The organism is Solilutibacter silvestris (assembly GCF_002895945.1).
GTDB lineage: Bacteria > Pseudomonadota > Gammaproteobacteria > Xanthomonadales > Xanthomonadaceae > Solilutibacter > Solilutibacter silvestris.
Genome location: NZ_NPZB01000001.1, coordinates 226358 through 250046 on the forward strand (window position 1 = coordinate 226358; position 23689 = coordinate 250046).

At 65.2% G+C, this 23689-nt stretch carries 22 protein-coding genes; 9 read left to right on the forward strand and 13 right to left on the reverse strand.

The window, feature by feature from the left end:
- Positions 1 to 6 precede the first annotated feature (6 nt).
- Positions 7 to 2181 (reverse strand): DNA helicase II, encoded by a 2175-nt coding sequence (gene uvrD / locus Lysil_RS01040; RefSeq protein ID WP_103073737.1) that lies wholly within the window; start codon positions 2179 to 2181, stop codon positions 7 to 9.
- Between the two features lie 54 nt (positions 2182 to 2235).
- Between uvrD and Lysil_RS01045 the strand changes: the two genes are divergently transcribed.
- Positions 2236 to 2925, forward strand: coding sequence for a glutathione binding-like protein (locus Lysil_RS01045; RefSeq protein WP_103073738.1), 690 nt, complete (start codon positions 2236 to 2238; stop codon positions 2923 to 2925).
- 457 nt (positions 2926 to 3382) lie between these two features.
- On the opposite strand, the gene Lysil_RS01050 is transcribed toward Lysil_RS01045, so the two are convergent.
- Both Lysil_RS01050 and Lysil_RS01055 read right to left on the reverse strand, forming a co-directional pair.
- The gene (locus Lysil_RS01050) at positions 3383 to 5713 is read right to left on the reverse strand and encodes a S9 family peptidase (protein ID WP_103073739.1); all 2331 of its coding nucleotides are present in this window, start codon (positions 5711 to 5713) and stop codon (positions 3383 to 3385) included.
- A gap of 123 nt (positions 5714 to 5836) precedes the next feature.
- Complete coding sequence (locus tag Lysil_RS01055) at positions 5837 to 6259, reverse strand: hypothetical protein (protein WP_103073740.1); 423 nt, start codon at positions 6257 to 6259, stop codon at positions 5837 to 5839.
- Positions 6260 to 6560: 301 nt separating this feature from the next.
- Between Lysil_RS01055 and Lysil_RS01060 the strand changes: the two genes are divergently transcribed.
- From Lysil_RS01060 to Lysil_RS01075, 4 genes are read left to right on the forward strand one after another with little or no spacing between them, the layout of a single operon-like run.
- Complete coding sequence (locus Lysil_RS01060; protein WP_103073741.1) at positions 6561 to 7742, forward strand: beta-ketoacyl-[acyl-carrier-protein] synthase family protein; 1182 nt, start codon at positions 6561 to 6563, stop codon at positions 7740 to 7742.
- On the forward strand, positions 7739 to 8539 hold the full coding sequence (locus tag Lysil_RS01065; protein ID WP_103073742.1) for a beta-ketoacyl synthase chain length factor: 801 nt from the start codon (positions 7739 to 7741) through the stop codon (positions 8537 to 8539). Before Lysil_RS01060 ends, Lysil_RS01065 begins: the two co-directional genes overlap by 4 nt.
- A gap of 1 nt (position 8540) precedes the next feature.
- Positions 8541 to 9305, forward strand: a complete 765-nt coding sequence (locus Lysil_RS01070) for a glycosyltransferase family 2 protein (protein ID WP_103073743.1) — start codon at positions 8541 to 8543, stop codon at positions 9303 to 9305.
- Positions 9302 to 10915, forward strand: coding sequence for an NAD(P)/FAD-dependent oxidoreductase (locus Lysil_RS01075; protein ID WP_103073744.1), 1614 nt, complete (start codon positions 9302 to 9304; stop codon positions 10913 to 10915). Before Lysil_RS01070 ends, Lysil_RS01075 begins: the two co-directional genes overlap by 4 nt.
- Positions 10916 to 10926: 11 nt before the next feature.
- Here the strand turns inward: Lysil_RS01075 and fabG are convergent, their stop codons facing one another.
- The 9 genes from fabG to Lysil_RS01120 all read right to left on the reverse strand — a co-directional run bounded on the left by fabG (position 10927) and on the right by Lysil_RS01120 (position 18189).
- The gene (gene fabG, locus Lysil_RS01080; RefSeq protein ID WP_103073745.1) at positions 10927 to 11661 is read right to left on the reverse strand and encodes a 3-oxoacyl-ACP reductase FabG; all 735 of its coding nucleotides are present in this window, start codon (positions 11659 to 11661) and stop codon (positions 10927 to 10929) included.
- On the reverse strand, positions 11651 to 12100 hold the full coding sequence (locus tag Lysil_RS01085) for a hotdog family protein (protein ID WP_425477099.1): 450 nt from the start codon (positions 12098 to 12100) through the stop codon (positions 11651 to 11653). The genes fabG and Lysil_RS01085 overlap by 11 nt, the downstream gene beginning before the upstream one ends.
- On the reverse strand, positions 12097 to 14460 hold the full coding sequence (locus tag Lysil_RS01090; protein ID WP_103074901.1) for an MMPL family transporter: 2364 nt from the start codon (positions 14458 to 14460) through the stop codon (positions 12097 to 12099). Before Lysil_RS01090 ends, Lysil_RS01085 begins: the two co-directional genes overlap by 4 nt.
- A gap of 48 nt (positions 14461 to 14508) precedes the next feature.
- Complete coding sequence (locus Lysil_RS01095; RefSeq protein ID WP_240600001.1) at positions 14509 to 15180, reverse strand: LolA-related protein; 672 nt, start codon at positions 15178 to 15180, stop codon at positions 14509 to 14511.
- Complete coding sequence (locus tag Lysil_RS01100) at positions 15098 to 16102, reverse strand: lysophospholipid acyltransferase family protein (protein WP_103073747.1); 1005 nt, start codon at positions 16100 to 16102, stop codon at positions 15098 to 15100. The genes Lysil_RS01095 and Lysil_RS01100 overlap by 83 nt, the downstream gene beginning before the upstream one ends.
- Positions 16099 to 16380, reverse strand: a complete 282-nt coding sequence (locus Lysil_RS01105; protein ID WP_103073748.1) for an ApeI family dehydratase — start codon at positions 16378 to 16380, stop codon at positions 16099 to 16101. Before Lysil_RS01105 ends, Lysil_RS01100 begins: the two co-directional genes overlap by 4 nt.
- Entirely contained in the window at positions 16377 to 17147 is a 771-nt protein-coding gene (locus Lysil_RS01110; RefSeq protein ID WP_103073749.1) for a lysophospholipid acyltransferase family protein, read from the reverse strand. Before Lysil_RS01110 ends, Lysil_RS01105 begins: the two co-directional genes overlap by 4 nt.
- 78 nt (positions 17148 to 17225) lie before the next feature.
- Positions 17226 to 17909, reverse strand: a complete 684-nt coding sequence (locus Lysil_RS01115; RefSeq protein ID WP_103073750.1) for a hypothetical protein — start codon at positions 17907 to 17909, stop codon at positions 17226 to 17228.
- Positions 17910 to 17919: 10 nt separating this feature from the next.
- On the reverse strand, positions 17920 to 18189 hold the full coding sequence (locus Lysil_RS01120; RefSeq protein ID WP_103074903.1) for a phosphopantetheine-binding protein: 270 nt from the start codon (positions 18187 to 18189) through the stop codon (positions 17920 to 17922).
- Between the two features lie 146 nt (positions 18190 to 18335).
- Here Lysil_RS01120 and Lysil_RS01125 point away from each other — a divergent pair, with 146 nt between their 5' ends.
- The 4 genes from Lysil_RS01125 to aroE are packed head-to-tail and all read left to right on the forward strand — an operon-like array spanning position 18336 to position 22514.
- Positions 18336 to 19652: an NAD(P)/FAD-dependent oxidoreductase gene (locus tag Lysil_RS01125; RefSeq protein ID WP_103074904.1), complete on the forward strand. Its 1317-nt coding sequence runs from the start codon at positions 18336 to 18338 to the stop codon at positions 19650 to 19652.
- Positions 19649 to 20647, forward strand: a complete 999-nt coding sequence (locus Lysil_RS01130) for a chorismate transformation FkbO/Hyg5 family protein (RefSeq protein WP_165782334.1) — start codon at positions 19649 to 19651, stop codon at positions 20645 to 20647. The genes Lysil_RS01125 and Lysil_RS01130 overlap by 4 nt, the downstream gene beginning before the upstream one ends.
- A 47-nt stretch (positions 20648 to 20694) precedes the next feature.
- Positions 20695 to 21687, forward strand: a complete 993-nt coding sequence (gene hemB, locus Lysil_RS01135; protein ID WP_103073751.1) for a porphobilinogen synthase — start codon at positions 20695 to 20697, stop codon at positions 21685 to 21687.
- 5 nt (positions 21688 to 21692) lie between these two features.
- The gene (gene aroE / locus Lysil_RS01140) at positions 21693 to 22514 is read left to right on the forward strand and encodes a shikimate dehydrogenase (RefSeq protein ID WP_103073752.1); all 822 of its coding nucleotides are present in this window, start codon (positions 21693 to 21695) and stop codon (positions 22512 to 22514) included.
- On the opposite strand, the gene Lysil_RS01145 is transcribed toward aroE, so the two are convergent.
- Positions 22511 to 23680, reverse strand: a complete 1170-nt coding sequence (locus Lysil_RS01145) for a DUF1501 domain-containing protein (RefSeq protein WP_103074906.1) — start codon at positions 23678 to 23680, stop codon at positions 22511 to 22513. The two genes, aroE and Lysil_RS01145, sit on opposite strands and share 4 nt — an antisense overlap.
- Positions 23681 to 23689 lie beyond the last annotated feature (9 nt).

Here is a 23689-nt window from a genome sequence, read left to right on the forward strand (position 1 = left end):
GAAATTCTACGCCGGCGACAGATGCGCGAACGCCAGCACCAGCCACTTCGATCCCGCATCATCGAAATTGACCTGCACGCGCGCATGCGCGCCCCCGCCTTCGATATCGGTGACGGTGCCGCAGCCGAATGTCGGATGACGTACTTGCGCGCCGAGTGCGATTCCCGCGGTCGGGATCGGAGCATGGCCGAAATCGCGGCGCGGCGTCGGCGTGAATGCGCGCGACACCTTCACCTTCGGTCGCACTTCATTGACCAGCGCCGAGGGAATCTCGCGCAGGAAGCGCGATGGAATGCCGTACATGTCCTGGCCATGCAGGCGGCGCGCCTCGGCGTAACTGAGCACCAGTTTCTGGCGCGCGCGGGTGATGCCGACATAGGCGAGACGGCGCTCCTCCTCCAGTCGCCCGCTTTCCTCCGAGGAGCGCGCGTTCGGGAACAAGCCCTCTTCCATGCCGGCGAGGAACACCAGCGGGAATTCCAGGCCCTTGGCACTGTGCAAGGTCATCAACTGCACGCCGTCGTCGCCGGCCTGCGCCTGCCCCTCGCCCGCTTCCAGTGCGGCATAGGCGAGGAACGCGACCAGTTCGCTGAGTTGCGCGGTTTCCTCGTCGTCACCACGCACGAAACGCGAAGCCACGCTCACCAGCTCGTCGAGGTTATCGGTGCGCGAATCGAGGCTGCCACGCGATTCCTTCTCGTAATACGCGCGCAAGCCACTGCGCGCCAGCATGTGGTCGATCTTGTCCTGCAGCGGCAATTCCGCGGTTTCGTCCTGCAACAGGTCGATCAATTGCAGGAACGCCGCCAGCGCGTTGCGCGCCCGCGCCGCGAGATCGCCGGCGTTGACGATTTCGCGTGACGCATCCCACAACGTCATGCCGGCACCGCGCGCGAATCGCCGCACTTCATCCAGCGTGCGCTCGCCGATGCCGCGCGTCGGCGTGTTGACCGCACGTTCGAAGGCCGCGTCGTCGGCACGCGAGGTGATCAGGCGCAGATAGGCCAGGCTGTCCTTGATTTCGGCGCGCTCGAAGAAGCGCATGCCGCCATAGACGCGATACGGCAACTGCTCCGCCAGCAAGGCTTCTTCGAAGGCCCGCGACTGCGCGTTGCTGCGATAGAGGATCGCGCAGTCGCCGTAGCTGCCGCCCTCGCGCACCCAGCCGCGAATGCGTTCGATCACGTAGCGCGCTTCGTCGATCTCGTTGTAGGCGGCGTAGAGATCGATCAACTCGCCCTCGCCACTGTCGGTCCACAATTCCTTGCCGAGGCGCTCCGGGTTGTGTTCGATCACCGCGTTGGCGGCACTGAGGATGTTGGCGGTCGAACGATAGTTCTGTTCGAGGCGAATGGTCTGCGCGCCGGCAAAATCCTGGAGAAAACGCTGGACGTTTTCCACTTTGGCACCACGCCAGCCGTAGATCGCCTGATCATCGTCACCGACCACGAAGACATGACCAGTCTCGCCCGCCAGCAGGCGCACGAAGCCGTACTGGATGGCGTTGGTGTCCTGGAATTCGTCGATCAGCAATTCGCTGAAACGCTGGCGGTAGTGCGCGAGCAGCGCCGGGTTGTCGCGCAGCAACTCATGCGCACGCAGCAGGATCTCGGCGAAATCGACCAGTCCGGCGTTGTCACAACGCTCCTGGTAGAGCGCGTAGCACTTCTGCATCACCTGCGACCATTCGTCGCGATCGGGCTGGATGTGCTGCGGTCGTCGTCCTTCGTCCTTCTGCGCGTTGATCCACCACGCGATCTGCTTGGGCGGAAAGCGCGCTTCGTCGAATTCGAGTTGCTGCGCCACGCGCTTCACCAGTCGCAACTGGTCGTCGCTGTCGAGGATCTGGAAGCCTTCGGGCAATTTCGCGTCCTGCCAATGCAGGCGCAACAAGCGGTGCGCGAGTCCGTGGAAAGTGCCGATCCACATGCCGCGCCCGCCGTTGCGCAATTGCGCCTCGGTGCGCTGGCGCATTTCGCCGGCGGCCTTGTTGGTGAAGGTGACCGCGAAAATGCCGTGCGCGGGCACGCCGTGCACTTCGTTCAGCCAGGCGATGCGATGGGTGAGTACGCGGGTCTTGCCGGAACCGGCGCCAGCCAGCACCAGATAATGTCCAGGCGGCGCGGTGACGGCCTCGCGCTGGGCCGGGTTCAGCCCGTCGAGCAAATGGGAAACATCCATCACCGCAGTTTAATCGTTGTCGGCGATCATTGAGCGTCCACCAAGGAGCGCCCCATGATCGATCTCCACTACTGGCCCACGCCCAACGGCCACAAAATCACCTTGTTCCTCGAGGAAGCCGGCCTTGATTTCCGCATCATTCCGGTCGATATCGGCAAGGGCGCGCAATTCGAACCCGAATACCTGCGCATCTCGCCCAACAACAAGATGCCCGCTATCGTCGATCACGCTCCGGCCGATGGCGGTGCACCGATCAGCGTGTTCGAATCGGGCGCGATCCTGGTCTATCTCGCCAACAAGACCGGCCGTTTCTTCGCCGACGACGTCCGCGGCAAGGTTCACGTCAATGAATGGTTGATGTGGCAGATGGCCGGACTCGGGCCGATGACCGGGCAATACGGGCACTTCCACGTCTACGCGCCGGAAGCGATCGATTACGCGCGCGATCGCTATCGCAACGAGGTGTTGCGCTTGCTTGGGGTACTCGACAAGCAGTTGCGAGGGCGTGCCTTCATCACCGGCGACGAGTACACGATCGCCGACATGGCCTGCTATCCGTGGGTCAATCCGTACACGAAGGCGCCGCTTGATCTGTCACCGTTCCCGGACTTGTTGCGTTGGCATGCGGCGATCGCGGCGCGTCCGGCGACGCAGCGTGCTTATGCGCTGACGACGCAGGTGAATCCGGATGCCGGCAAGCCGATGAGCGACGAAGAGAAGAAGGTGTTGTTCGGGAAGCGCTGATGACTCAGGCGCCCGGCCCTGCACGTGCGCTGTGCAGCTATTTCTAGGCTCGCTGAAGAGCATCGCACGCGCTGGCTGGCGCCGACGTCATCCCGAACGACTTGGAGGATCAGCGTTCTCGCGCCCGGCGCGCGCCCGCTTGGGTGTCCCTATGACCGCGGCCGTGAATACGTCCATGTAGGCTCAGCCGCCGCATCCATGTGGCGGAATGGGCGGCCATAGGGACACACCGCGCAGGCACTGCCGGGCGTTGGAGTGTTTCGTTGTTTCGATAAAGCACCAGCGTGCACGTGCTGTGGCTCTTTCGCCAGTCGCCACAACACGCGCGCGGCCAGTGGCGGTCTGCCCAATGCGCGGGCATACGAGGCATGGATGCCGAGTCGAGCCTCCATGGATGGATTCACGGCGTCCCGCGCAGTGGGTCTGACCGGCCACGCCAGCCAGCGCGTGCGAGAAATCACTTCACCGGCGCGACAAGGTAATCCTTCGGCGGCTCTGCGCCCAGCAGATTCTTCACGAAGAAGTCCCAACGACGACGCATCACGTAGTAGCTGTCTGCACCATAGCCATGGCGTGCGTGCGGCAGCAACAACAGATCGAAATCCTTGTTCGCCTTCATCAACGCATCGACCACCTGCAACGTCGACTGCGGCGGCACGTTGTCATCCATCAACCCGTGGACCAGCATCAGCCGGCCCTTCAGGTTCTTCGCGAACGCCGCGTTGTCCTGCCCGGTGTAATTGGTGGTGCCGTCGGCCTTCTTTTCCAGCAGACCGTGGTAACGCTCGGCCCAGTCGTCTTCATAGGTCAGGTTGTCGTGGTTGCCGCTTTCGGCCCAACCGGCCTTGTACACGTCCGGATAGTGGAACATCGCACCCGCGGTGGCGTTGCCGCCGCCGGAATGGCCCCAGATGCCGGCGCGGGTGGCATCGATCCACGGATACTTCGCCGCGAGCTGCTTCAACGCACCGACCTGGTCGGGCAACGTGTTGTCGGCCATGTTGCCGTAGTAGGCATCCTGGAAGGCCTTGCTGCGCAGCGGCGTGCCCATGCCGTCGATCGCGATGACGATGAAGCCGAGTTCGGCCAGCGCCTGGTTGTCGCCCTGCGCGGGCGAGAAGCTACGCGAACGGATCGAACCAACTTGTGGGCCCGGATAGATGTAAGTGACGATCGGGTACTTCTTGTTCGGATCGAAATTCGACGGCTTGAACATCTGGCCGTACAGATCGGTCTTGCCATCACGGGCCTTGACCGTGAACGATTCCGGCGCTACCCAGCCCGCCGCCTTGAGGCGGGCAAGATCGGCGCGCGCAAGTTCGCTCACCTGCCTGCCGTTGCCATCGCGCAGCACGGCGACCGGCGCTGTGGAAATGGTCGAATACACATCGACGAAATACTTGTCGTCGGCGGATGGCGTGATCGTGTGATTGGCGTTTTCCGGCGTGAGCAGGGTCACGTCACCGCCATCCATGCCGACCTTGTAGTAGCTCACGAAATACGGATCGCGTCCGGCTTCGCGACCGACGCCGCGCAACCAGAGGGTGCGCGAGGCCGGATCGATATTGGCGATCTGGGTGACATTCCAGTCACCACTGGTGATCTGGCGCTTGAGCTTGCCGGTGGCGAGATCATGCAGGTAGAGATGGCCCCAGTTCGATTTCTGGCTGAACCAGATGAACTCGTTGCTTTCCGGCAGGTAACGCCAGTTGACCGACGCCAGTGCCGGCGCGCTCTGGTACTGCGTCGCCACGGTTTCCGTGTAGACATCGCGCACCTTGCCGGTGGCGGCATCGGCCACGCGCAATGTGGCGGACTTGTGGCCGCGATCGGTGCTGATGAAGGCCAGCGTCTTGCCGTCCTTCGCCCACTGCACGTCTTCCCAACCACCATCGCAGACGACGTCATCGGCGCATGTGGAACGATGCTGGTCCGGCGGCATCTGCAGGCGGACCGTCTTCGGTGTCGCGCCAGCGAGATCGATGACGACGCGCTCGATCATCGTCACGTCCTTGTCGCCGGCGAATGGATATTTCCACTGCTGGGCCTTGGGTGCGCCGACGTTGGTATCGACCAGCGTCATCGTGCGGGTCTTGCGCTGGTCCTGCTGGAAGGTGGCGATCTTCTTCGAATCCGCCGACCACACCAGCACGGCATCATCGGTGTGCTTCCAGCCGGCGTTGTCGGTGGCATAACCGTAATCGGGCTTGCCGTCGAACGTGAGCTGGGTTTCCTTGCCGCTGGCGACATCGCGCGACCAAAGGTTCCAGTCGCGGATGAAGGCTTCGCGCTTGCCATCGGGCGAGACGTTGCCGGGTTCGCTTCCGGACTTCGCCGCAGCCACCGGCGCGCAGCCCTTGTCATCGCAACGATAACTGCCGCCACGCACGTCAATTACCAAGGCCGCACCATCACGCTTGATACCCGAGACCGGCAGCATGTCGACCTTCACCGGTGCACCCTTGCCGGCGCGCGCCTGATTCATCGCATCGGCCAGCGCTTGCGCATTGAAGGCCGCCGCGGATTTGCCGGTGGCCGGGTCCAGCCGCAGGAAGCGCGTCTTGCCGCCCGCCGATTCGCGGTACACCACGCTGCCATCATCGAGCCAGCCAATGACACCGACCATGCCATCCACCAGCGGGCCGGTGCGATCGCCGAGGGTTTTCACGGCACGGTCGTAATCGGCAGCGGTGAGCTGCACGGGCGGCTGTGCAGAAGGCACTTGCGCTTGGGTCATCGGGGCGACCAGGCAAAAGGCCAGCAAGGCCAGGCGGGAGTTGGCACGCATCGGGATTCCGGGAAGCGAAGGTAACCGCTCGATGCTACTCGTCGCCGCGCCGCGCCGACACATGACTTACGACCTATACCGCCGGGTCCCCCACAAAAAAAGCGGGCCGGAGCCCGCTTTCGGTCACTTCGCCGACGGGGGTGGCGGTGCTTCTTCCAGCGTGCCAGTCGTGTAATGACCGCCCGCGCTTGCGCAGTCGACATCGCGGGCTGGCGACCATTTGATCGCGGTCCCCGTCGCGACAGGCCTCACAAGTCGCCACGGCCAGAACCCAAAATGTTGGGCGCCGTTATAGTGGATGACGGCGTCGGCACCGGCTGCCTTGGCATCCTTCACGAGCTCTGGAAGAATGTCATTGACGCTTCCATAGCTGCCCTTTCCGTAATCGAGTTCTTTCACGGTGGTGTAGGTGAATTCAGCCGGAGGCGTGCCCGTGAAAAGACAGATCCCGCTCTTGGGAGACTGTTGTTCAGGGGCGGCGGCCTGGGCATTGCACAGTTGCGATGCGCAGAAAAACACGATGACAGCGGTCAGCTTTTGACGCATGTTGGACTCCTGTATTTGTCCGTTGAATGTTGTTCTTGGGTCACGACCAAGCCTGCCAACAGGGCAATCTTCAACTTCATGAGTGTTTCCCCCAAAAAGATGGTCGCTCGCCTCCCCCCGGAGGCTGACAGGATCTTACCGCCGCATTGCCTCTGCCGAGCCGGCGATGAACAAAACCGTGACGCCAGTCGATCCGCACCGCAACATGAGCGGTTCAAGACGGTTTCATGGGGTGCCGGTCTATAATTTCCGACCATTCCCATCCAGCCGCTTCGTGACCCCAGCCCGTTCTGTCCAACGCATGTCCCCGGTGGCGATCCGTGCCCATACCGCCACCACTGCGCTGGGACGCGGTCGCCGGGCCCAGGCCGATGCCCTCCGCGAAGGACGCAGCGGTCTGCGCCAGAACGACTTCAGCCACGCGCCACTGGCTTGCTGGATCGGACGCGTCGATGGCCTGGAGGACGAAACCCTGCCCGATTCGTTGGCCGGCTGGGACTGCCGCAACAACCGCCTTGCCTGGATTAGCCTGCAGCAGGACGGCGTGCCGGAAGCGTTGCGCGCGATGACCGACAAATACGGCGCCGAACGGGTGGCGCTGGTGGTTGGCACTTCGACGTCGAGCATCGGCGCCAGCGAGGAAGCCTACGAACGATTGGTCGATGGCGCCTTTCCGCCCGACCTCGCCCGCCCAATCATCCATACCCCGCATTCGCTCGGCGATTTCCTCCAGCACGCCACCGGCTTGCGCGGCCCCTGCGTCACCGTGGCGACGGCGTGTTCGTCCAGCGCCAAGGTATTCGCGCAGGCGGCGCGCCTGATTCAGTCCGGGATGGTCGATGCGGCGCTGGTCGGCGGCGTCGATACCTTGTGCGGCAGTGTGCTGTTCGGCTTCAACTCGCTGGGGCTGGTGTCGGCGCGGCCGTGCCGTCCGTTCGCGCAGGATCGCGATGGCATCTCGCTGGGCGAGGCCGGCGGCTTCGCGGTGCTGGAACGTGTTGGTGATGATGAAAGCGGCGGATTGCGCCTGCTCGGCTACGGCGAATCCAGCGATGCCCACCATATGTCGACGCCACATCCCGAAGGGCTGGGTGCGCAACTGGCAATGCACGATGCACTGGCGCGCGCCGGACTCGCTGCCGCCGCCATCGATCATCTCAACCTGCACGGCACCGCGACACCGGCGAATGATCGCGTCGAAGCGCTCGCGGTGTCGGCGCTGTTCCCGGAGTCGTTGCATGCCGCGAGCACGAAAGGATTCACCGGGCACACGCTGGGCGCGGCCGGCATCGTCGAATCGGTGTTCGCGTTGATCGCGCTTCAAGACGGCATCCTGCCGGCGACGCTCGGCAGCACCACACCCGATCCCGCCTGCGGCCCCCAGATCCGCTTCGCCACCGAATCGCGCCCGATCCGCCACGCCATGAACAATTCCTTCGGCTTCGGCGGCAACAACTGTTCGCTGGTGTTCGGTCGCGCATGAGTCCGCTCACCGCCACCATCGAAGGCATCGGTTTCTGGACGCGCGGGATTCCCGACTGGGCCGCCGCGCAACGATTCGTCGCCACCGGCGAATTGCCCGCCGATGCGCCATCGAAGCCATCGCCACGATTGCTGCCCGCCAACGAACGCCGGCGCGCGCCGGAATCGGTTGCGGTGGCGCTGGAAGTCGCGCAAGCGGCGTGCAGCGATGCCGGACGCGATCCGCGGACGCTGCCATCGATTTTCGTCAGCACCGACGGCGATCTGCCGATTACCGACACCATCTGTGCGACATTGCGCGATGCCCCGGATGCGCTGTCGCCGACGAAATTTCACAACTCCGTGCACAACGCTGCCGCCGGTTACTGGACCATCGGCCAGGGTTGCATGGCGCCGTCGACCGCGCTCAGCGCGTTTTCCCACACCTTCGCGCAAGGCCTGCTGGAAGCACTGGTCAACATCGCCTGCGGCGAATCGGCGGCTCCAGGGCAGGCAATACTGCTGGCCGCCTACGACACCGGCGCGACCGGGCCACTGGCGTCGGTCTCGACCGGAACCGGATTGCTCGGCGGTGGGCTGGTGCTGTCGGCCGGCGGCAATCCCGGTCCGCAACTGTCCGTCACGCTGGTGGATGGCGAAGGCGATGCCAACGACGGCCCGCTTGCGCGCTACGCTGCGGGCAACCGGATGACGCCGATGCTGCCATTGTTCGACCTGCTCGCCACCGGCAACGATGGCGATGTACTGCTGGATGCCGGTGCCGGGCGCGCGTTGTGCCTGGAGATACGCCATGGATGAGATGACGATGCTTGATCGCCACAATGTCGCGGTGGTGATCCCCGCGTTGAACGAACGCCTGCGCATCCGCGAAGTGGTGAGCGAAGCGTTGCAACACATCGACCACGTGATCGTGGTCGACGACGGCTCCGATGACGGCACCTCCGATTGCGTGCGCGATCTCGCGGTCACCCTGCTCCGCCACGAACAGCGCATGGGCAAGGGCCAGTCGTTGCGCGACGGCTTCGCCGAAGCGACGCGGATGGGCGTGCTGGCGGTGGCGACGATGGACGGCGACGGCCAGCACAAGGCGTCCGACCTGCCGCGGATGATCGCCGCCGCCAACCGTCATCCCGGCGCGCTGGTGATCGGTGCGCGCATGAAGAAGCGTGCCTCGCAACCGTGGTATCGCCGCCTCGGCAACGACTTCGGCGACTGGGGCATCAGCTGGGGGTGCGGCTATCGCGTAGTCGATACCCAGAGCGGCCAGCGCCTGTATCCGCGCGCGGTGTTCACTTTGCCCGACGTGCCCGGCGAAGGTTTCGTGTTCGAAGCGCAAATGCTGATGTCGGCATCGCGCGAGGCCGGCGCCGGCGTGGTCGCGGTGCCGGTGGAGGCGCGTTATGCCAGCGCCGAGCAGGAATTCCGCAAGAGTCATTTCCGCCTGTTCCGCGATCTCTACAACATCACCTCGCACGTGGTGAAGCAGATCGTCGGGCGTGGCGACATGCTGCGCGAATATGCGCGGACGCGCGCCCGGCCCCCGGTGATCGACGCCGACGCATGAACACCAAGGTCGACGTCGTCATCCTCGGTGGCGGCTTGGCCGGGCTTTCGTTGTCGATCCAGCTCAAGCGCATGGATCCGGCGCTGCATGTCACGGTGATCGAACGGCAACGCCACCCCGTGCGCGAAGCGGCGTTCAAGGTCGGCGAATCGACGGTGGAAATCGCCGCCCATTATTTCGGCCATGTCCTCGGCCTGCGCGAACACCTCGAAGGCGAACAGATCCGCAAGTTCGGCTTCCGCTTCTTCTTTTCCGATGGCGTGGAAGCGATCGATCGCTGCACGGAACTCGGTGTCAGCAAGCTGTTGCCGATGGTGTCGTGGCAACTCGATCGCGGCCGCTTCGAGAATTTCCTCGGCGAGCGTGCGCGCGAACTCGGCGTGGTGTTCCTCGACGATGCCACGGTGAAGCATGTCGTCCCCGGCGGCGATGGCAACCTGCACGTCGTCGATTTCGAACACGAAGGCGATCTCGTGCAGCTGGAAGCGCGCTGGCTGGTCGACGCCTCGGGGCGCGCCAGCCTGCTCAAGCGCAAGTTCGATCTTGTCGCAGACAACCCGCATGACGTCAACGCTGCTTGGTGGCGCGTCGATGGCATCGTCGACCCCAACCAATGGTCGAACGATGGCGACTGGCTGTCGCGCTGCACGCCGCCCCATCGCTGGCGTTCCACCAACCATCTGTGCGGACGCGGCTATTGGGCGTGGATGATCCCGCTCGCTTCCGGCGCGCACTCCATCGGCATCGTCGCCGACGGCGCGTTGCATCCGCTGGAGCAGATGAAAACCCACGCGCTGGCGACGGATTGGTTGCGCGAACACCAGCCGGCGCTGGCGACACTGCTCGACGATCCGCGCCACGCCGTGCAGGACTTCCGCTTCCTGCGCCATTTCTCCCACGGCTGCAGGCAGGTGTTCTCGGGCGATCGCTGGGCGATCACCGGCGAAGCCGGATTGTTCCTCGATCCGTTCTATTCGCCCGGCAGCGACTTCATCGCCATCGGCAACACCTATATCTGCGACCTGATCCAGCGCGATCGCGCCGGCACGCCATTCGCGCCGTACGCCGCGATCTACCAGCAGTTGATCGACTCCTTCTTCGACAACACCATGACGCTGTATCGCGACCAGTACGCGCTGTTCGGCGATGCCCGGGTGATGCCGCTCAAGGTGATCTGGGACTACACCTATTACTGGTCGGTGCTGGCGCCGCTGTTCACGGGCAGCCGCATGACCGATGTCGCCATGCTCGGTCGGCTGCGGCCGGTGTTCGAGCGCGCGACGCGACTCAACATCGCCGTGCAGGCCTTGTTGCGCGAATGGGGCGAGCGCAACGGCGCGGCGTCACCGCCGCAAGACGGCCGCGTGCTCGATCAGTACCTGATCCCGTGGTTCCATGAACTCAATCGCGCATTGACCGACCCGCCGCAGGACGATGTCAGCTTCCATGCGCGCATCGCCGCGAATGTCGTGCTGATGGATCGCCTCGCCGCGCAACTGCTCGGCGAGGCGCGGCGCGATCATCCGCAGATCGAAGACTTCGGATTGACCGCGATGCTGGCGGATGTCATGCCCGGCGAACCATTGCTGCAGGCGCCATGGGTGGAGTGATGCGGACTTCGTCAGCCCATCCCGCCATTGACGCCAATCACCTGGCCATTGATGTAACCGGCGGCATCACTGCACAGGAACGCGACCAGCGCGGCGACGTCTTCGGGTGATCCGGCGCGTCCGGCCGGCACCATCGGCTTGAGTTGATCGGCTGGAAACAATTCGTCAGTCATGCGCCCGGCGATCACTCCCGGCGCGACGGCATTGGCGGTGATGCCGCGACTCGCCATCTCCCGCGCCAGCGATTTCACCGCGCCATGCAGGCCGGCTTTTGCCGCGGCGTAGTTGGTTTGCCCACGGTTGCCGAGCACGCCGGCAACCGAGGAAATGCAGACGACGCGGCCCCAGCGCGTGCGCGCCATCGGCAGCAACAACGGTTGGGTGACGTTGAAGAATCCGTTGAGCGAGACATCGACCACGCGCGACCACTGCGCCTGCGACATGCCGGCCATCGGGGCGTCATCGTGGATGCCGGCGTTGTTGACGATGATCTGGATCGTGCCATCCGCAAGCAAGGCTTCGATGGCGACACGCGCGGCATCGGCATCGGTGATGTCGAAGGCGGTCGCTTCCGCGCTGCCACCGGCCGCGATGATTCCATCCACCAAGGCCAGCGCTTTCGCCACCGAGCTGTTGGCATGCACGATCACATGCAGTCCCTGCGCCGCCAACGCGCGGCAGATCGCGCCACCGATATCGCCACTGCCGCCGGTCACCAGCGCGCGCTTCATCGTTTCATTCTTCATTCGTCGCTCCCAGCATCACCGCGGCACGTCCCTCGGCGATGACTTCACCCGCATGAAGGATACGGAATCCGTACTGCTGGCTGCTATCGCTGTCCATCAGCAACTTCGCCTCGCCGACCAGTTCACCATCGAGATCGTCGATGCGCGCGACATGCAGTTGCACGCCACGCAACGCAACCAGCATCCCGGCCTTCACCGCGCCGCCACGTGCGCGCCCGAGCAGGCCGCCATGCACCGCCATCGCCTGCGCGCCGTATTCGCATAGGTGGATCGCCCTGAGCATATCGTCGGAACGCAACGGATGATCGCCGGCGCGATGGCCATCGGTCGCGACGCGCACGTTGTGGTCATCGTGATCGAGCACGCGCTGCCACAGGCACATCGCGCCCTGGTGCGGAATCAACAATTCGATCGCAACGGATTCGCGTTGCATGCTCATGCGTTCGTTCCACCCTCGCCTGCCGCGGCTCGCGGCGCGACATGTGGTGCCATCAGGATCGACAGACAGAAGTGGAACAGCACGCCCAGCGCGACCGTCAGTCCGATCGCGCGCAACACCGGGATGGTGCTCACCGCCAGCATGCCGAACACCAGCAATGCCGACAACACGCAGACGATCGTGGCGTGCAGGGTACGACGCTGTTCGGCGGGATCGCCGGTATCGCGTTCAAAAAACAATGCGTAGTGCAGACCGAGTCCGGCGGCGAGGATCAGCGCGACCAGGTGGAACAGCGAGATCTCGATGCCACACATGCGCTCCACCGCCAGTACCAGGAAGGTCGCCAGCGTCATCGGCGCCAGTACATGCCAGGCACGACGCGGGCTGCGCAGCGCAAAGGTGATGGTGGCGACCAGCAGCAGCGTCGCCGCCAGCAGCGCCTGCAGGATGCGCGTGCGATAGCCGACCAGCAGGCTTTCCGCGGAGTCCTTCAGGTCGAGCAGTTGCACCGCGCCGCCACTGCCCGCCGCCAGCTTCTGCAATGCCGCGGGATCATTGACGCCACTGAGCGTCACCAGCCCGTAGGTCTGGCCATCACGCTGGCGCAGCATCGCACCGATGCGTTCACCCAGCGGATTGCCGGCGAATGTATGCGGATCGAGCAGCGGCATGGCGCGCGCCGTTTCGACATCGTCCACGAACGGCGCGAAACCATCGGGCTTGAACGGCAGGTCGCGTTGCGCCTGCGTCAACGCTGCTTGCAACGTCGCACGATCGGGCAATTTCTGCTGGCGCGCGCGCTGGGTCGCCATGCTCGGCAGGTAGCGCGAAGGCAATTCGGCGCCGACCAGCGCATGCGCCTCGCGCAGTGCATCGATCTTCGGTTCAAGTTGTTCCGACAGTTTCAGCACGCCCTCGCTGTCGGGCGCGCGCAACACCAGCAGGTAGCGCGCATCGGCGGCGCCGAGTGCCGAGCGCAGGCGCATGTCGCGCTGCAGGAGATCATGCGGCAGTGGCGTCAGCGCCGCGAGATCGTTCTGCCAGAACGACCCCGGCGCGAGTGCGATCATCGCCACCGCCACCACCGCGACCAGCCACGGCAACCAGCGTGGACGCGGCAGCGAATCGGCGAAATGACGCGCCCGGATCAACCATGGCATGCCGGCGACATCACGCACGCGCACCGGCAACAACCATGGCAGCAGGTAGCGCGTGCTGAAACCGGCCATCAGCAAGCCGGTGATGGTGAACACCGCCAACTGTTGCAACCCGCCGACACCGGACGCATAGAACGCGAGATAGGCGATGCACGCCGATGCAATCGCGGTGAGCAGCAACGGCCACAGCATGCGCACGCTGGCGAGCGCATTCTCGCCGGCGCGTCGATGGCTCAACACGCGAATCGGATATTCCTGCGCCACCCCGAGCAAGGTGAAACCGAACGCCAGCGTGATGCCATGTACCTGCGGGAACCACAGCATCAGCGCGACGATGCCGGCCAGCGCACCACTGATCACCGGCAACCCGGCCAGCAACAGCGAGCCGACGCTGCGATAGGCCAGCAACAGCAGCAACACGAAACCGATCGATGACACGAAGCCGATGCCATCGGCCTGCGCGCGCGTCTTTGCGCTGATGACGACGCTGAAATAGCCTGGCCCGCTCAACGCGAGCTTGGCGTCCTTGCCGCCGGGCAGCGCATGCAGCGCGTCCTCGATGCCGGCGATCGCCTGCTCTTGCGCGGTGGGATCGAATCCGGGTGCGCGCGTCTGCACCAGCAGCAATGCGCCATCCGTGGGCGATACCCACACGCCATCGAGCAATGGCGGCATGTCCGCCGGTGTCCAGCGCTCGGCGAGCTTGAGCATCTCCAGCGTCGGATCGCGCGGCAGCACGTCTTCCAGCATGCCCGCCGCCGGCGAGCCGAGATCGGCGAGACGCTGCTGCAATTGATCGGCAAGGAACGGCGCATCGAACGCCTGCGTATCCAGCGTCGGCGACAGCAGATAGCGATACGGCAGCAATTTCGAATCGAGCGCGCCGGCATCGAACGAGCCGTTCACCACCTGCGTGTAGCGCGAATCGTGCTTGAGGGCAGTCGCCAGCCCCTTGCTGAGCGCGGCGAGATCGGCGTCCGGCCGACCCGTGATCGACACCAGCAACAACCGCGACGCCGGTCCTTCGCCCATTTCATCCAGCACCAGCTTCTGCATCGGCGTCTGGCCCTTGGGCATGAACTCGCGCAGATCACCGCTGGGATGCAGGTTGCGCGCCACCAGCCAGCCCATCACCGCCAGCACGCCGAGCCAGACGATCGCCAGCGTGACGCGCTTGCGGAGGGACAACGGGTTGGACGACATGCGCGGCTCCATCACAGCTTCGACCGCATAGCCTAGCGCGCGGGGGCGTCAGCGCGCGGCGTCGCCGTGGCAGATCGCCTGCAGCGCGTCATCGCTGGTGGCAGTGCCGGATGCCGATGCCGCCGATGCCAGCAGGGTGCGTTGCACTTCGTTGCCTTGGCTCAGGCGCGTCTCGATGCAGCGCAGTTCGGCGCCGCGTCCGAACAGGGTGATGTCACGCATCTGTTTCGCCAGCGCCGTATCCTTCGGCGTCAGCACCATCTTCCACTTCTCGCGCACGCCGCTGGTATCAAGCGCGAACGCCGATTGCAACTGCTGCTGGTCGCCGCGCAACAACGCGCCGAAGCTGGTCTGCAATGTCGCCAGTTGCGGCGCCCGCGACAACGCGAAGGTGCGGGTGGAACCACCGCGCTGGATGCTGGCCTTGCCGTCGCGGATGGTGGTGGTTTCCTGATAGGGAGAACGCACCTCGCGCACTAGGGTGTCGGCGTCGGGATGGCGATATTCGCCGGACACGCGCAACGGCGACTTCAGCAATGGCGAGCTGCGCACTTCGACGAAGGCGGTGCGGGTCGGGCCGGCGTGTCCCAGTTTCGACAGGATCCATCCGCTGTCGATGGTCGCTGCAGTGCCCGGCTCACGCGCGATCACGGGCGTTGTCAGGGTGATCGCCAGCGTCCCCAGCGCGAGCAGCAGTGCGGCGCTGTACCGCGGCGTCATCGAAGGTGTGGCCGTCATCGTCATGCCAGAAGTCATAGAAGTTGAACCAGTTGTAGGGGGCTTGGCGCACGTAATGTTCCAGCCTGCCGGCGTAACGCTGGATGAGCGCGGACAACGCCTCCGCCCGTGCCTGGCGCGGAATGTCGACGCCGTCGCTGAACAGCTCGAAAGCGAGGTCGTAGTGGTTGCCGCCGCGATACAGGCCGAAGCCGAGCGCGACCGGCACCTTGAGGGCCGAGGCGATCAGCCACGGCGAGGTCGGGAAACGCGCACTGCCGCCGAGGAACCGCGCCGGCAGCCACGGCTCGCCGGGGCGCACGCGATCCACCAGCAGCGACACCAGCGCGCCTTCGGCCGTCGCGCGCTGGATGTCCATGACGATCGACGGACCATCCTGCGAGGCGTCGATGATGTTGGCGGCGAGCGCGGGATTGAGCGCGTCCAGCAGCTGCGTCATCGCCGGGCTCTGCTTCTTGTCCAGCACGATCTTGATGGTGTACTGGGGCGTGCGCGTCGCCAGCACGCGCAACACCTCGAAACTGCCATGGTGCGAACCGAACAGCAGTGCGCCACGCCCTTGGTCGAGCGCCGCGTGCAGCGCGTCGAGGCCGTCCACGCGCACGTCGAAACGATCGATCGGGCCGCCGAGCAGGAACACGCGGTCGAGGATGGTCGAGGCGAAGGTGTGGACGTGGCGCGCACCGTCCCACCAACTGGTCCTGCGGCCAAGCGCACGTTGCAGGTAGTTCCGTGAGGCGCGTCGTTCCGGTCCGCGCATGAACAGGAAGTAGACCGTGATCGGGAACAGCAGCAGGCGCGCGACACGACGGCCGGCACGCCGCGCGATGGTGCGGATCAACCACAGCGCGAACATGCCGCCGCCTTCCGGGCGATCGGTCCAGGTGGTCTGGGGCTGTGTCATGCCGGTGCGATGTCGCCGCTGGCGATCAGGGTATCGCCGCGCTGGACGCGGAACTTCCAGCCTCGCGCGGAAGGTTCGAGCACGATTTCCGCCTCCTGTTCCGGCAACAGCGGTTGCAGGAACTTGACCTGCGCCAGTTTGATCGGCGCAGCGAATGCGCCATGGTCGCGCTCGATCGCCTGTTGCACATGGTCGAGGATCACTACGCCCGGCACGATCGGCCGACCGGGGAAATGCCCCGGCAACGCAGGGTGATCGCCGGCGATGCGGAACTTCATACGCGTCCCCCGTTCGCCAGCAACGCATCCACCTGCGCATGGGCGGCCTGCGCCAGCGCATTGCGATCACGGATGGCGTGTTCGCCGGTTGTCGTGATCGGGGTGCCGAAGCGCACCTTGATCGGACCCGGGTTCACTGCGAAGCCGTCGCTCGGCAACACTTGTCGCGCGCCATCGAGCGACACCGGCAGCACGTCGACGCCGGCGCGGATCGCCGCCTGGAACGGACCGGACTTGAATTCGCCGACCACGCCATCGCGGCTACGGGTGCCTTCCGGGAACACGCACAACTGCCAGCCTTCCGACAGCATCGCGGCTGCGGCTTTGAGCATCGCCGGCGCCGCGCGCGGATTGTCGCGATCGATGAACAACATGCCGGTCGCTTTCGCGTACCAGCCGACGAAGGGCATGCGCGTCATCTCCTGTTTCAGCAGGAAACGCAACGGTACCGGCACGGCGATGAACAGCGAGCAGATGTCGATCACCGACTGATGGTTGCTGACGATCAGGTGTGCTCGCGTCCAATCGACATGCTCCGCGCCCTGCACGTCCAGCTTGGCCCCGGCGCCGATCATCAAGCCCGGCGCCCACATGTTCGACGCCATCCGCAACGGGCCACGCGGGCTTCCGGTCAGTTTCAGCAACGCCACGGCCACCACGATGCCGCCCGCTGTCCACGCCAGCGTGAATGCGAACTGCAGCAGGTTCCAGGCTTTGCGCCACACTGGCCGGCGCGTCACGACGCGCACGGTATCGACCGTTTCCATTTTCACTAACTGCCCGTCCATCCCCGTCGGATCAGCAGAATTGGTGCCCTAGGATACCGTCCCGGACGGTCGCGCTCCTCAATGGAAGATCCCGGCCCATTTTTCGCGCGGCACCCGCGCCAATTTGCGGGCGTAGTCGAGCGGCCCGGCATAGCGCCCGGGAAAACGCCGTTGCCGGATCAGGAATTCGCCGATCGATGCCACTACCAACGGCACGTAGATGCCCCAGGTGTCGACCATTGCCGCGACCTGCGGGGACAGCGGCCATGGCGACGCGATGCCCAGGCGTTCAAGCACGCCGCCCGGCGTCGTCACCAGCGCCAGCGCGAGATCGAGCAAGGCCAATCCGCCCAGCAGGCCGGCCCACAACCGAGTCACCCCGGTGGCGTATCCACGCACGTCTGCCGGCAGTTGCGCGATCGGCAGGCCATCGATCAAGGACACCATCCGCACCACCAGCGGCGCTTGCCCGCCGATCAAGGTCCGCGCAAACAACGAACACACCAGCGCCAGGAACACACTCGGCATCAGCAACAACACCGGCATCGCATAGCGCGATCCCGCCAATACCCAGGCGATGCCGATCCACGCCAAGGCGGCGAGCCATGCGCGTGGCCGCAACAACAGCAGCCCGCGGGCACAGACGACCAAGGCGAGCAGGCCCAGCGCCAGTCCCGCCAATCGCGGGCTGTCGGCGCGCAAGGCACGCTGCTCCACCACGAAACAGGCCAGCAAGGCAGCGATCCTCAGCAGCATCGCCATGGCCGTGCGATCAGGCAGCGCGATGCTGCTGGACGTACTCGGAGAGCGCGCGCAACGAAGCGAAAATCTTGCGGTTTTCTTCATTGTCGGAACGCAGCTGCAGACCGTACTTCTTCGAGATCGCCAGCGACAGTTCCAACGCGTCGATGGAGTCGAGGCCCAGCCCGGTGTTGAACAGCGGCGCCTCGGGATCGATCGCGGATGGAGCGATATCCTCCAGGTTCAGGCTTTCGACCAGCAATTCGGCGAGTTCGCGTTCAGCTGTGGTTTGTTCGGACATGCGTTCCACCCGTGATATTCAGTCTGGCGACGCCGGAGTTCCGGATCATCGCCTGCAGCCGGTATTATGCCTTGGGTATGGAAGCTTCCGAAGTGCGGCCCGACGGCCAGACAAAATCCGCTGGCGTGACCGCCGACACGGCCACGATGCCGCCCCGCAGCTGCGATGTGCAGGCATGCGACGTGCTTGTCATTGGCGGTGGCCCTGCCGGCAGTACCGCCGCGACCTTGCTTGCGCGCGACGGCTGGCAGGTGGTGATGCTGGAAAAGGAGGCGCACCCGCGCTTCCACATCGGCGAATCGCTGCTGCCGCAGAACATGCCGATCCTGGAGCGACTGGGCGTGCACGATGCCGTGCGCGATTGCAGCACGCTCAAGCTCGGCGCCGACTTTCCCAATGACAACGGCAGCTACGAAGTCTTCGACTTCAGCAAGAGCTTCCGTCCGCAGTCGGGATATGCCTTCCAGGTCAAGCGCGCCGATTTCGACAAGATCCTGTGGGACAACGCCCGCGCGGCAGGCGTCGATGCGCGCGACCACAACAAGGTCGATCGCGTCGATTTCGCCGATGACGGCGCCATCACCGTGCACGCCCGCGGCCAGCAATTCCGCCCGCGCTACCTGCTCGATGCCAGCGGCCGCGACACCGTCCTCGGCGGCAAGCTCGCGCTGAAGCGCAAGAATGCGCGCCATGCCTCGGCGGCGATCTTCAGCCATTACCGCGGCGTGCAGCGGCGCGAGGGCCGAGATGCCGGCAACGTCAGCATCTATCGCCATGCCCACGGCTGGATCTGGGTGATCCCGCTATCCGACGGCGTCACCAGCGTCGGCGCGGTGTGCTTCCCCGACTATCTCAAACAGCGCCGTGGCGACCAGGAAGCGTTCCTGATGCAGACGCTGATGGCCGTGCCCGAGCTCGACGCGCGCATGCGCGATGCCGAACGCATCGCCCCGGTGCATGTCACCGGCAATTACGCCTACGAATGCACGCGGATGCATGGCCGCCACTGGAGCTTGCTGGGCGATGCCTACGCCTTCGTCGACCCGATGTTCTCCTCCGGGGTGTTCCTGGCGATGAAATCGGCCGAAGGCTGCGCGCGCATGGTCGACGGCATCCTGCGCACACCCGCACGCGAAGCCTCGCTGCAACGCAAATTCCAGCATCAATTCGATCGCGGCCTGGATGAATTCAAGTGGTTCATCTACCGCTTCACTTCGCCGACGATGAAGCATCTGTTCGCCAACCGTCGCGACCTCTTCGGGGTCGAACGCGCCATCGTCTCGATGCTCAGCGGTGATGTCTTCGACGCCAAGCCGATCCTGCGCCGCCTGCGCATCTTCCGGGTGATCTATGCCCTCACCACGCTGGGCATGTCCGGCCGTGCTTTCGCCGCATGGCGCAACCGCCGTCGCCAGCTCGACGTGGAAGTGCGCGAGGAAACGCTGCAGGGAGATGCGCCGTGAGTCGCGCTGCGCGCCACGTTCCACAACTTCCACGCCTGCTGGTCGATTACGTTCCGCTGGCCACGCTGGACGCCGAGCTCGCGCGCGACGACACCCTGGCGGTGATCGGCTTCGCCGGGCATCCGGCGACCCACGCCGACCCGCGCTACCTGCGCGTGCCGCTGCAACCGCATGGGGATGCGCCGCTGGAAGTCTGGCGCGCCGGCCACGGCGTTCGTCATGGCCGCGACGGCAACATCGCCTGGGCCAGCGACGGCCAACTGACCTTCGGCGCCATTGAAATCGAGGAAGGCGACGGCGACCTGATCGCCGCATCGGAACAGGCCTACCGGCAGCTGACGGACTTCGTCAACGGCAGCGACACGCCGCACCTGTTGCGGGTCTGGAACTACCTCGACTCGATCACCGTCGGCGACGGCGACATCGAACGCTATCGCCAATTCTGCGTCGGTCGCGCGCACGGCCTTGGCACCTTTGATGCGCAATCGCTGCCGGCCGCCACCGCGATCGGGCGCTGCGACACCGCGCGCGTGCTGCAAGTCTATTGGCTGTCCAGCGCCACGACCGGCACGCCGGTGGAGAATCCACGCCAGGTCAGCGCCTACCACTACCCGCGCCAGTACGGGCCGCAAGCGCCGAGCTTCGCCCGCGCCATGCTGCCGCCCGCCGCCAGCGACATGCCGCTGATGCTGTCGGGCACCGCCGCGGTGGTTGGCCACGCCTCGCAGCACGCCAGCGATCTCGTCGCGCAGATCCATGAAACCTTCCGCAACTTCGATGCGCTGATCGGCGCGGCGCGCCTGAAACGCCCCGACCTGCCCGCGAGATTCGGCCACGGCGCGCGCCTCAAGGTCTATGTGCGCGACGCCGGCGACCTCGAACTGGTCGATCGCACCTTGCGCGGCGTGCTTGGCCCCAACGTTCGCTACATCGTGCTGCATGCGGCGATCTGCCGGCGCGAACTCGCGGTGGAAATCGACGGCGTCCACGCCTGAGAGCAGGCCCTGATCCCCCATTCACGTTGCGGCGGTAGAATGCCGGGATGAGCTATCCCTACGTTCGTCCGCGACGCATGCGTCGCGATGATTTCTCGCGGCGGCTGATGCGCGAAACGGTGCTGGGCGCCGACGACCTGATCTATCCCGCGTTCGTGCACGAGTTGCAGCGGCGCGTTGCGGTGCCGTCGATGCCCGGCGTCGAGCGCGTGTCGATCGACGAACTGCTGAAGACCGCCGAGACCCTGTGCGAACTGCGCATCCCGGCGATCGCGTTGTTCCCGGTCACCGCGCCCGAGGCGAAATCGCTGACGGCCGAAGCCGCGTGGCAGGACGATGGCCTGTGCCAGCGCGCCGTGCGTGCGCTGAAGGAACGTTTCCCCGAACTCGGCGTGATCACCGATGTCGCGCTCGATCCCTATACCAGCCATGGCCAGGATGGCCTGCTCGACGACAGCGGCTACGTCCTCAACGATGAAACCGTCGACGCGCTGGTGAAACAGGCGTTGTCGCATGCACGCGCCGGCGTCGACGTGGTCGCCCCCAGCGACATGATGGATGGCCGCATCGGTGAAATCCGTGGCGCACTGGAAGCCAACGGTTTCATCCACACCCGCATCCTCGCCTACGCCGCGAAATACGCTTCGGCGTTCTACGGCCCGTTCCGCGACGCCGTCGGCAGCGCCAGTGCGCTCGGCAAGGGCAACAAGTTCACTTACCAGATGGATCCGGCCAATGCCGACGAAGCATTGCGCGAAGTCGAACTCGACCTCGCCGAAGGCGCCGACATGGTGATGGTGAAGCCGGGCCTGCCCTACCTCGACATCGTGCGGCGGGTGAAGGACACCTTCGGCGTGCCGACCTTCGCCTATCAGGTCAGCGGCGAATACGCGATGTTGAAGGCAGCGTATGCCAATGGCTGGCTGGACGAACGCGCCTGCACGCTGGAAGCGCTGACATCGATCAAGCGCGCCGGCGCCGACGGCATCCTCACCTATTTCGCCATCGACGCCGCACGCTGGCTGCGCGAAGACCGCTGAACACGATGAGCCTGCCCCATTACGCCGTTCTCGGCGCACCGGTCGCGCATTCGCTATCGCCGCGCATCCACGCCGAATTCGCACGCCAGTGCGGCATCGACATGCTGTACGTGGCGATCGACACCGCCGCCGGCTTCGACGTGACGCTGGAGCGCTTCCAGCGTGCCGGCGGCATCGGCGCCAATGTCACCGCACCCGACAAACTCGCCGCCGCGGCTGCCGCGCAATCGCTGAGTCCGCGCGCGCGCCGCGCCGGTGCGGTCAACACGCTGATCTGGCGCGACAACCACTGGTTCGGCGACATCACCGACGGCAGCGGACTGGTGCGCGATCTGCGCGAGCGTCGCGACTTCGCTCCGTTCAGCAAACGCGTGTTGCTGATCGGTGCCGGTGGCGCCGCGCGCGCCGTCGCGCCGGCATTGCTCGATGCCGACATCGCGCAACTCGTCGTCGCCAATCGCACGCGTGCCAACGCTTGGGATCTGGTCGACCAATTGCACGACAGCGAACGCGCCATCGCCTGCACGCTGGAAGAATTGCCGGGTCTCGGCAGCTTCGATCTGGTGCTGAGCGCGGTGCCGCCCGACGAAGGCGATGGGGTGCCGGACTATCCGGCATCGATCCTCGGCGACGAAAGCACCGCGATCGATCTCAACTACGGCGCGCGCGCGTTGCCTTTCCTGGCATGGGCGAAAGGCCACGGCTGCACGCGCACCAGCGACGGCCTCGGCATGCTGGTGGAGCAGGCCGCCGACAGTTTCGAGCTATGGCACGGCGTGCGTCCGCAGACCGATGCGATCTACACGCAGTTGCGGATGGGCGGCTAGACCAGCCCCAGATCCACCGGCTTCGCGCCCGGGAACACGCTGCCGAGTTGCGCAGCGGACAAGCCGTACATGCGATGGAACAAGCCGCCAAGGATGGCGCGGTAGTCGTTGAGCACGGGATAGTCGCGGTTCTGGAACAGGTTGGGCTGCGACACCACGACCTGTTCGCCGGCAACCCGGCCGCCGTGCAGTGCGCCGCCCAGCACCCAGTACACCGATCCATGGCCGTGATCGGTGCCCTTGTCGCCGTTCTCGCGGAAGGTACGACCGAACTCGCTGAGCACCAACACCACCGTGTTCCGCCACTGCGGACCGAGCTCCTGCGCGAACGCCTGCAAGCCCTGGCCCAACTCGTCGAAGCGATTCGCCAGGTAGCCGGTCGCCGCACCCTGGCCGACGTGGGTATCCCAACCGCCGACATCGACGAAGCCGAGATTGTATTTGTCGCGCATCAGTCGCGCGATGCGCTGTGCTTCCTGCGCAAAGCCCTTGGCGCTGGCGGCGTTGCGATTGGCCGCTGTCATCTCCTCACTCAATTCCATCATCACGTCCTTGCGCACTTCCGCGCCCTGCCGGATCGCGGTCGCCAGCGGACTGCCGGCATACATGCGACCGACCACCGCGGTTTGCTGCGCATCCAGTCCGGATTTGCTGAGGTTGAGCAGATTGACGTTGGGAACCTGCGCGCCGCCACGGAAGGTCAGCGGCAACTGGTCGGTGAAGGACACCGCGCCACCGCCGTGCAGTACGCCAGCCAGGCGATTCATGAACCCGGAGCTGAAATCGCGGCTGTTGCCCACCGGTTGGCCCAGCTCGATGCTGTCCTGGGTTTCGAAGTGGCTGCGGGTGAGATCGTCGACACCGGCGAAGGGGATGAAGGCGGCCTGCCCCGACTGGAACATCGGATGCACATGCGCGCGCAAGGCCGGATGCAGCGACCAGCTGGCATCCAGCGGCAATGCCGCATCCTTGGCGACAGCGATGGTGGGCCGCGCCGTGTAATAGAAATCGCTGGCGTGCGGCACCAGCAGATTGGCTGCGTCATAGCCACCGCGCAGGAACACCAGCAGGAACTTGCCGGGCGCGGCGGGCGCGGCGAACAGTTGGCTCGTGCAACTGGCGGCGGAGGCCAGTGCAAGCAGCTTGAGGACATCGCGACGTTCCATGGCGATCAC

Bases quoted from the DNA above. Each gene is read 5' to 3' on its own strand.
- uvrD (WP_103073737.1), bottom strand. From the start codon at position 2,181: ATGGATGTTTCCCATTTGCTCGACGGGCTGAACCCGGCCCAGCGCGAG.
- Lysil_RS01045 (WP_103073738.1), top strand. From the start codon at position 2,236: ATGATCGATCTCCACTACTGGCCCACGCCCAACGGCCACAAAATCACC.
- Lysil_RS01050 (WP_103073739.1), bottom strand. From the start codon at position 5,713: ATGCGTGCCAACTCCCGCCTGGCCTTGCTGGCCTTTTGCCTGGTCGCC.
- Lysil_RS01055 (WP_103073740.1), bottom strand. From the start codon at position 6,259: ATGCGTCAAAAGCTGACCGCTGTCATCGTGTTTTTCTGCGCATCGCAA.
- Lysil_RS01060 (WP_103073741.1), top strand. From the start codon at position 6,561: ATGTCCCCGGTGGCGATCCGTGCCCATACCGCCACCACTGCGCTGGGA.
- Lysil_RS01065 (WP_103073742.1), top strand. From the start codon at position 7,739: ATGAGTCCGCTCACCGCCACCATCGAAGGCATCGGTTTCTGGACGCGC.
- Lysil_RS01070 (WP_103073743.1), top strand. From the start codon at position 8,541: ATGACGATGCTTGATCGCCACAATGTCGCGGTGGTGATCCCCGCGTTG.
- Lysil_RS01075 (WP_103073744.1), top strand. From the start codon at position 9,302: ATGAACACCAAGGTCGACGTCGTCATCCTCGGTGGCGGCTTGGCCGGG.
- fabG (WP_103073745.1), bottom strand. From the start codon at position 11,661: ATGAAGAATGAAACGATGAAGCGCGCGCTGGTGACCGGCGGCAGTGGC.
- Lysil_RS01085 (WP_425477099.1), bottom strand. From the start codon at position 12,100: ATGAGCATGCAACGCGAATCCGTTGCGATCGAATTGTTGATTCCGCAC.
- Lysil_RS01090 (WP_103074901.1), bottom strand. From the start codon at position 14,460: ATGTCGTCCAACCCGTTGTCCCTCCGCAAGCGCGTCACGCTGGCGATC.
- Lysil_RS01095 (WP_240600001.1), bottom strand. From the start codon at position 15,180: ATGACGCCGCGGTACAGCGCCGCACTGCTGCTCGCGCTGGGGACGCTG.
- Lysil_RS01100 (WP_103073747.1), bottom strand. From the start codon at position 16,102: ATGACACAGCCCCAGACCACCTGGACCGATCGCCCGGAAGGCGGCGGC.
- Lysil_RS01105 (WP_103073748.1), bottom strand. From the start codon at position 16,380: ATGAAGTTCCGCATCGCCGGCGATCACCCTGCGTTGCCGGGGCATTTC.
- Lysil_RS01110 (WP_103073749.1), bottom strand. From the start codon at position 17,147: ATGGAAACGGTCGATACCGTGCGCGTCGTGACGCGCCGGCCAGTGTGG.
- Lysil_RS01115 (WP_103073750.1), bottom strand. From the start codon at position 17,909: ATGGCGATGCTGCTGAGGATCGCTGCCTTGCTGGCCTGTTTCGTGGTG.
- Lysil_RS01120 (WP_103074903.1), bottom strand. From the start codon at position 18,189: ATGTCCGAACAAACCACAGCTGAACGCGAACTCGCCGAATTGCTGGTC.
- Lysil_RS01125 (WP_103074904.1), top strand. From the start codon at position 18,336: ATGCCGCCCCGCAGCTGCGATGTGCAGGCATGCGACGTGCTTGTCATT.
- hemB (WP_103073751.1), top strand. From the start codon at position 20,695: ATGAGCTATCCCTACGTTCGTCCGCGACGCATGCGTCGCGATGATTTC.
- aroE (WP_103073752.1), top strand. From the start codon at position 21,693: ATGAGCCTGCCCCATTACGCCGTTCTCGGCGCACCGGTCGCGCATTCG.
- Lysil_RS01145 (WP_103074906.1), bottom strand. From the start codon at position 23,680: ATGGAACGTCGCGATGTCCTCAAGCTGCTTGCACTGGCCTCCGCCGCC.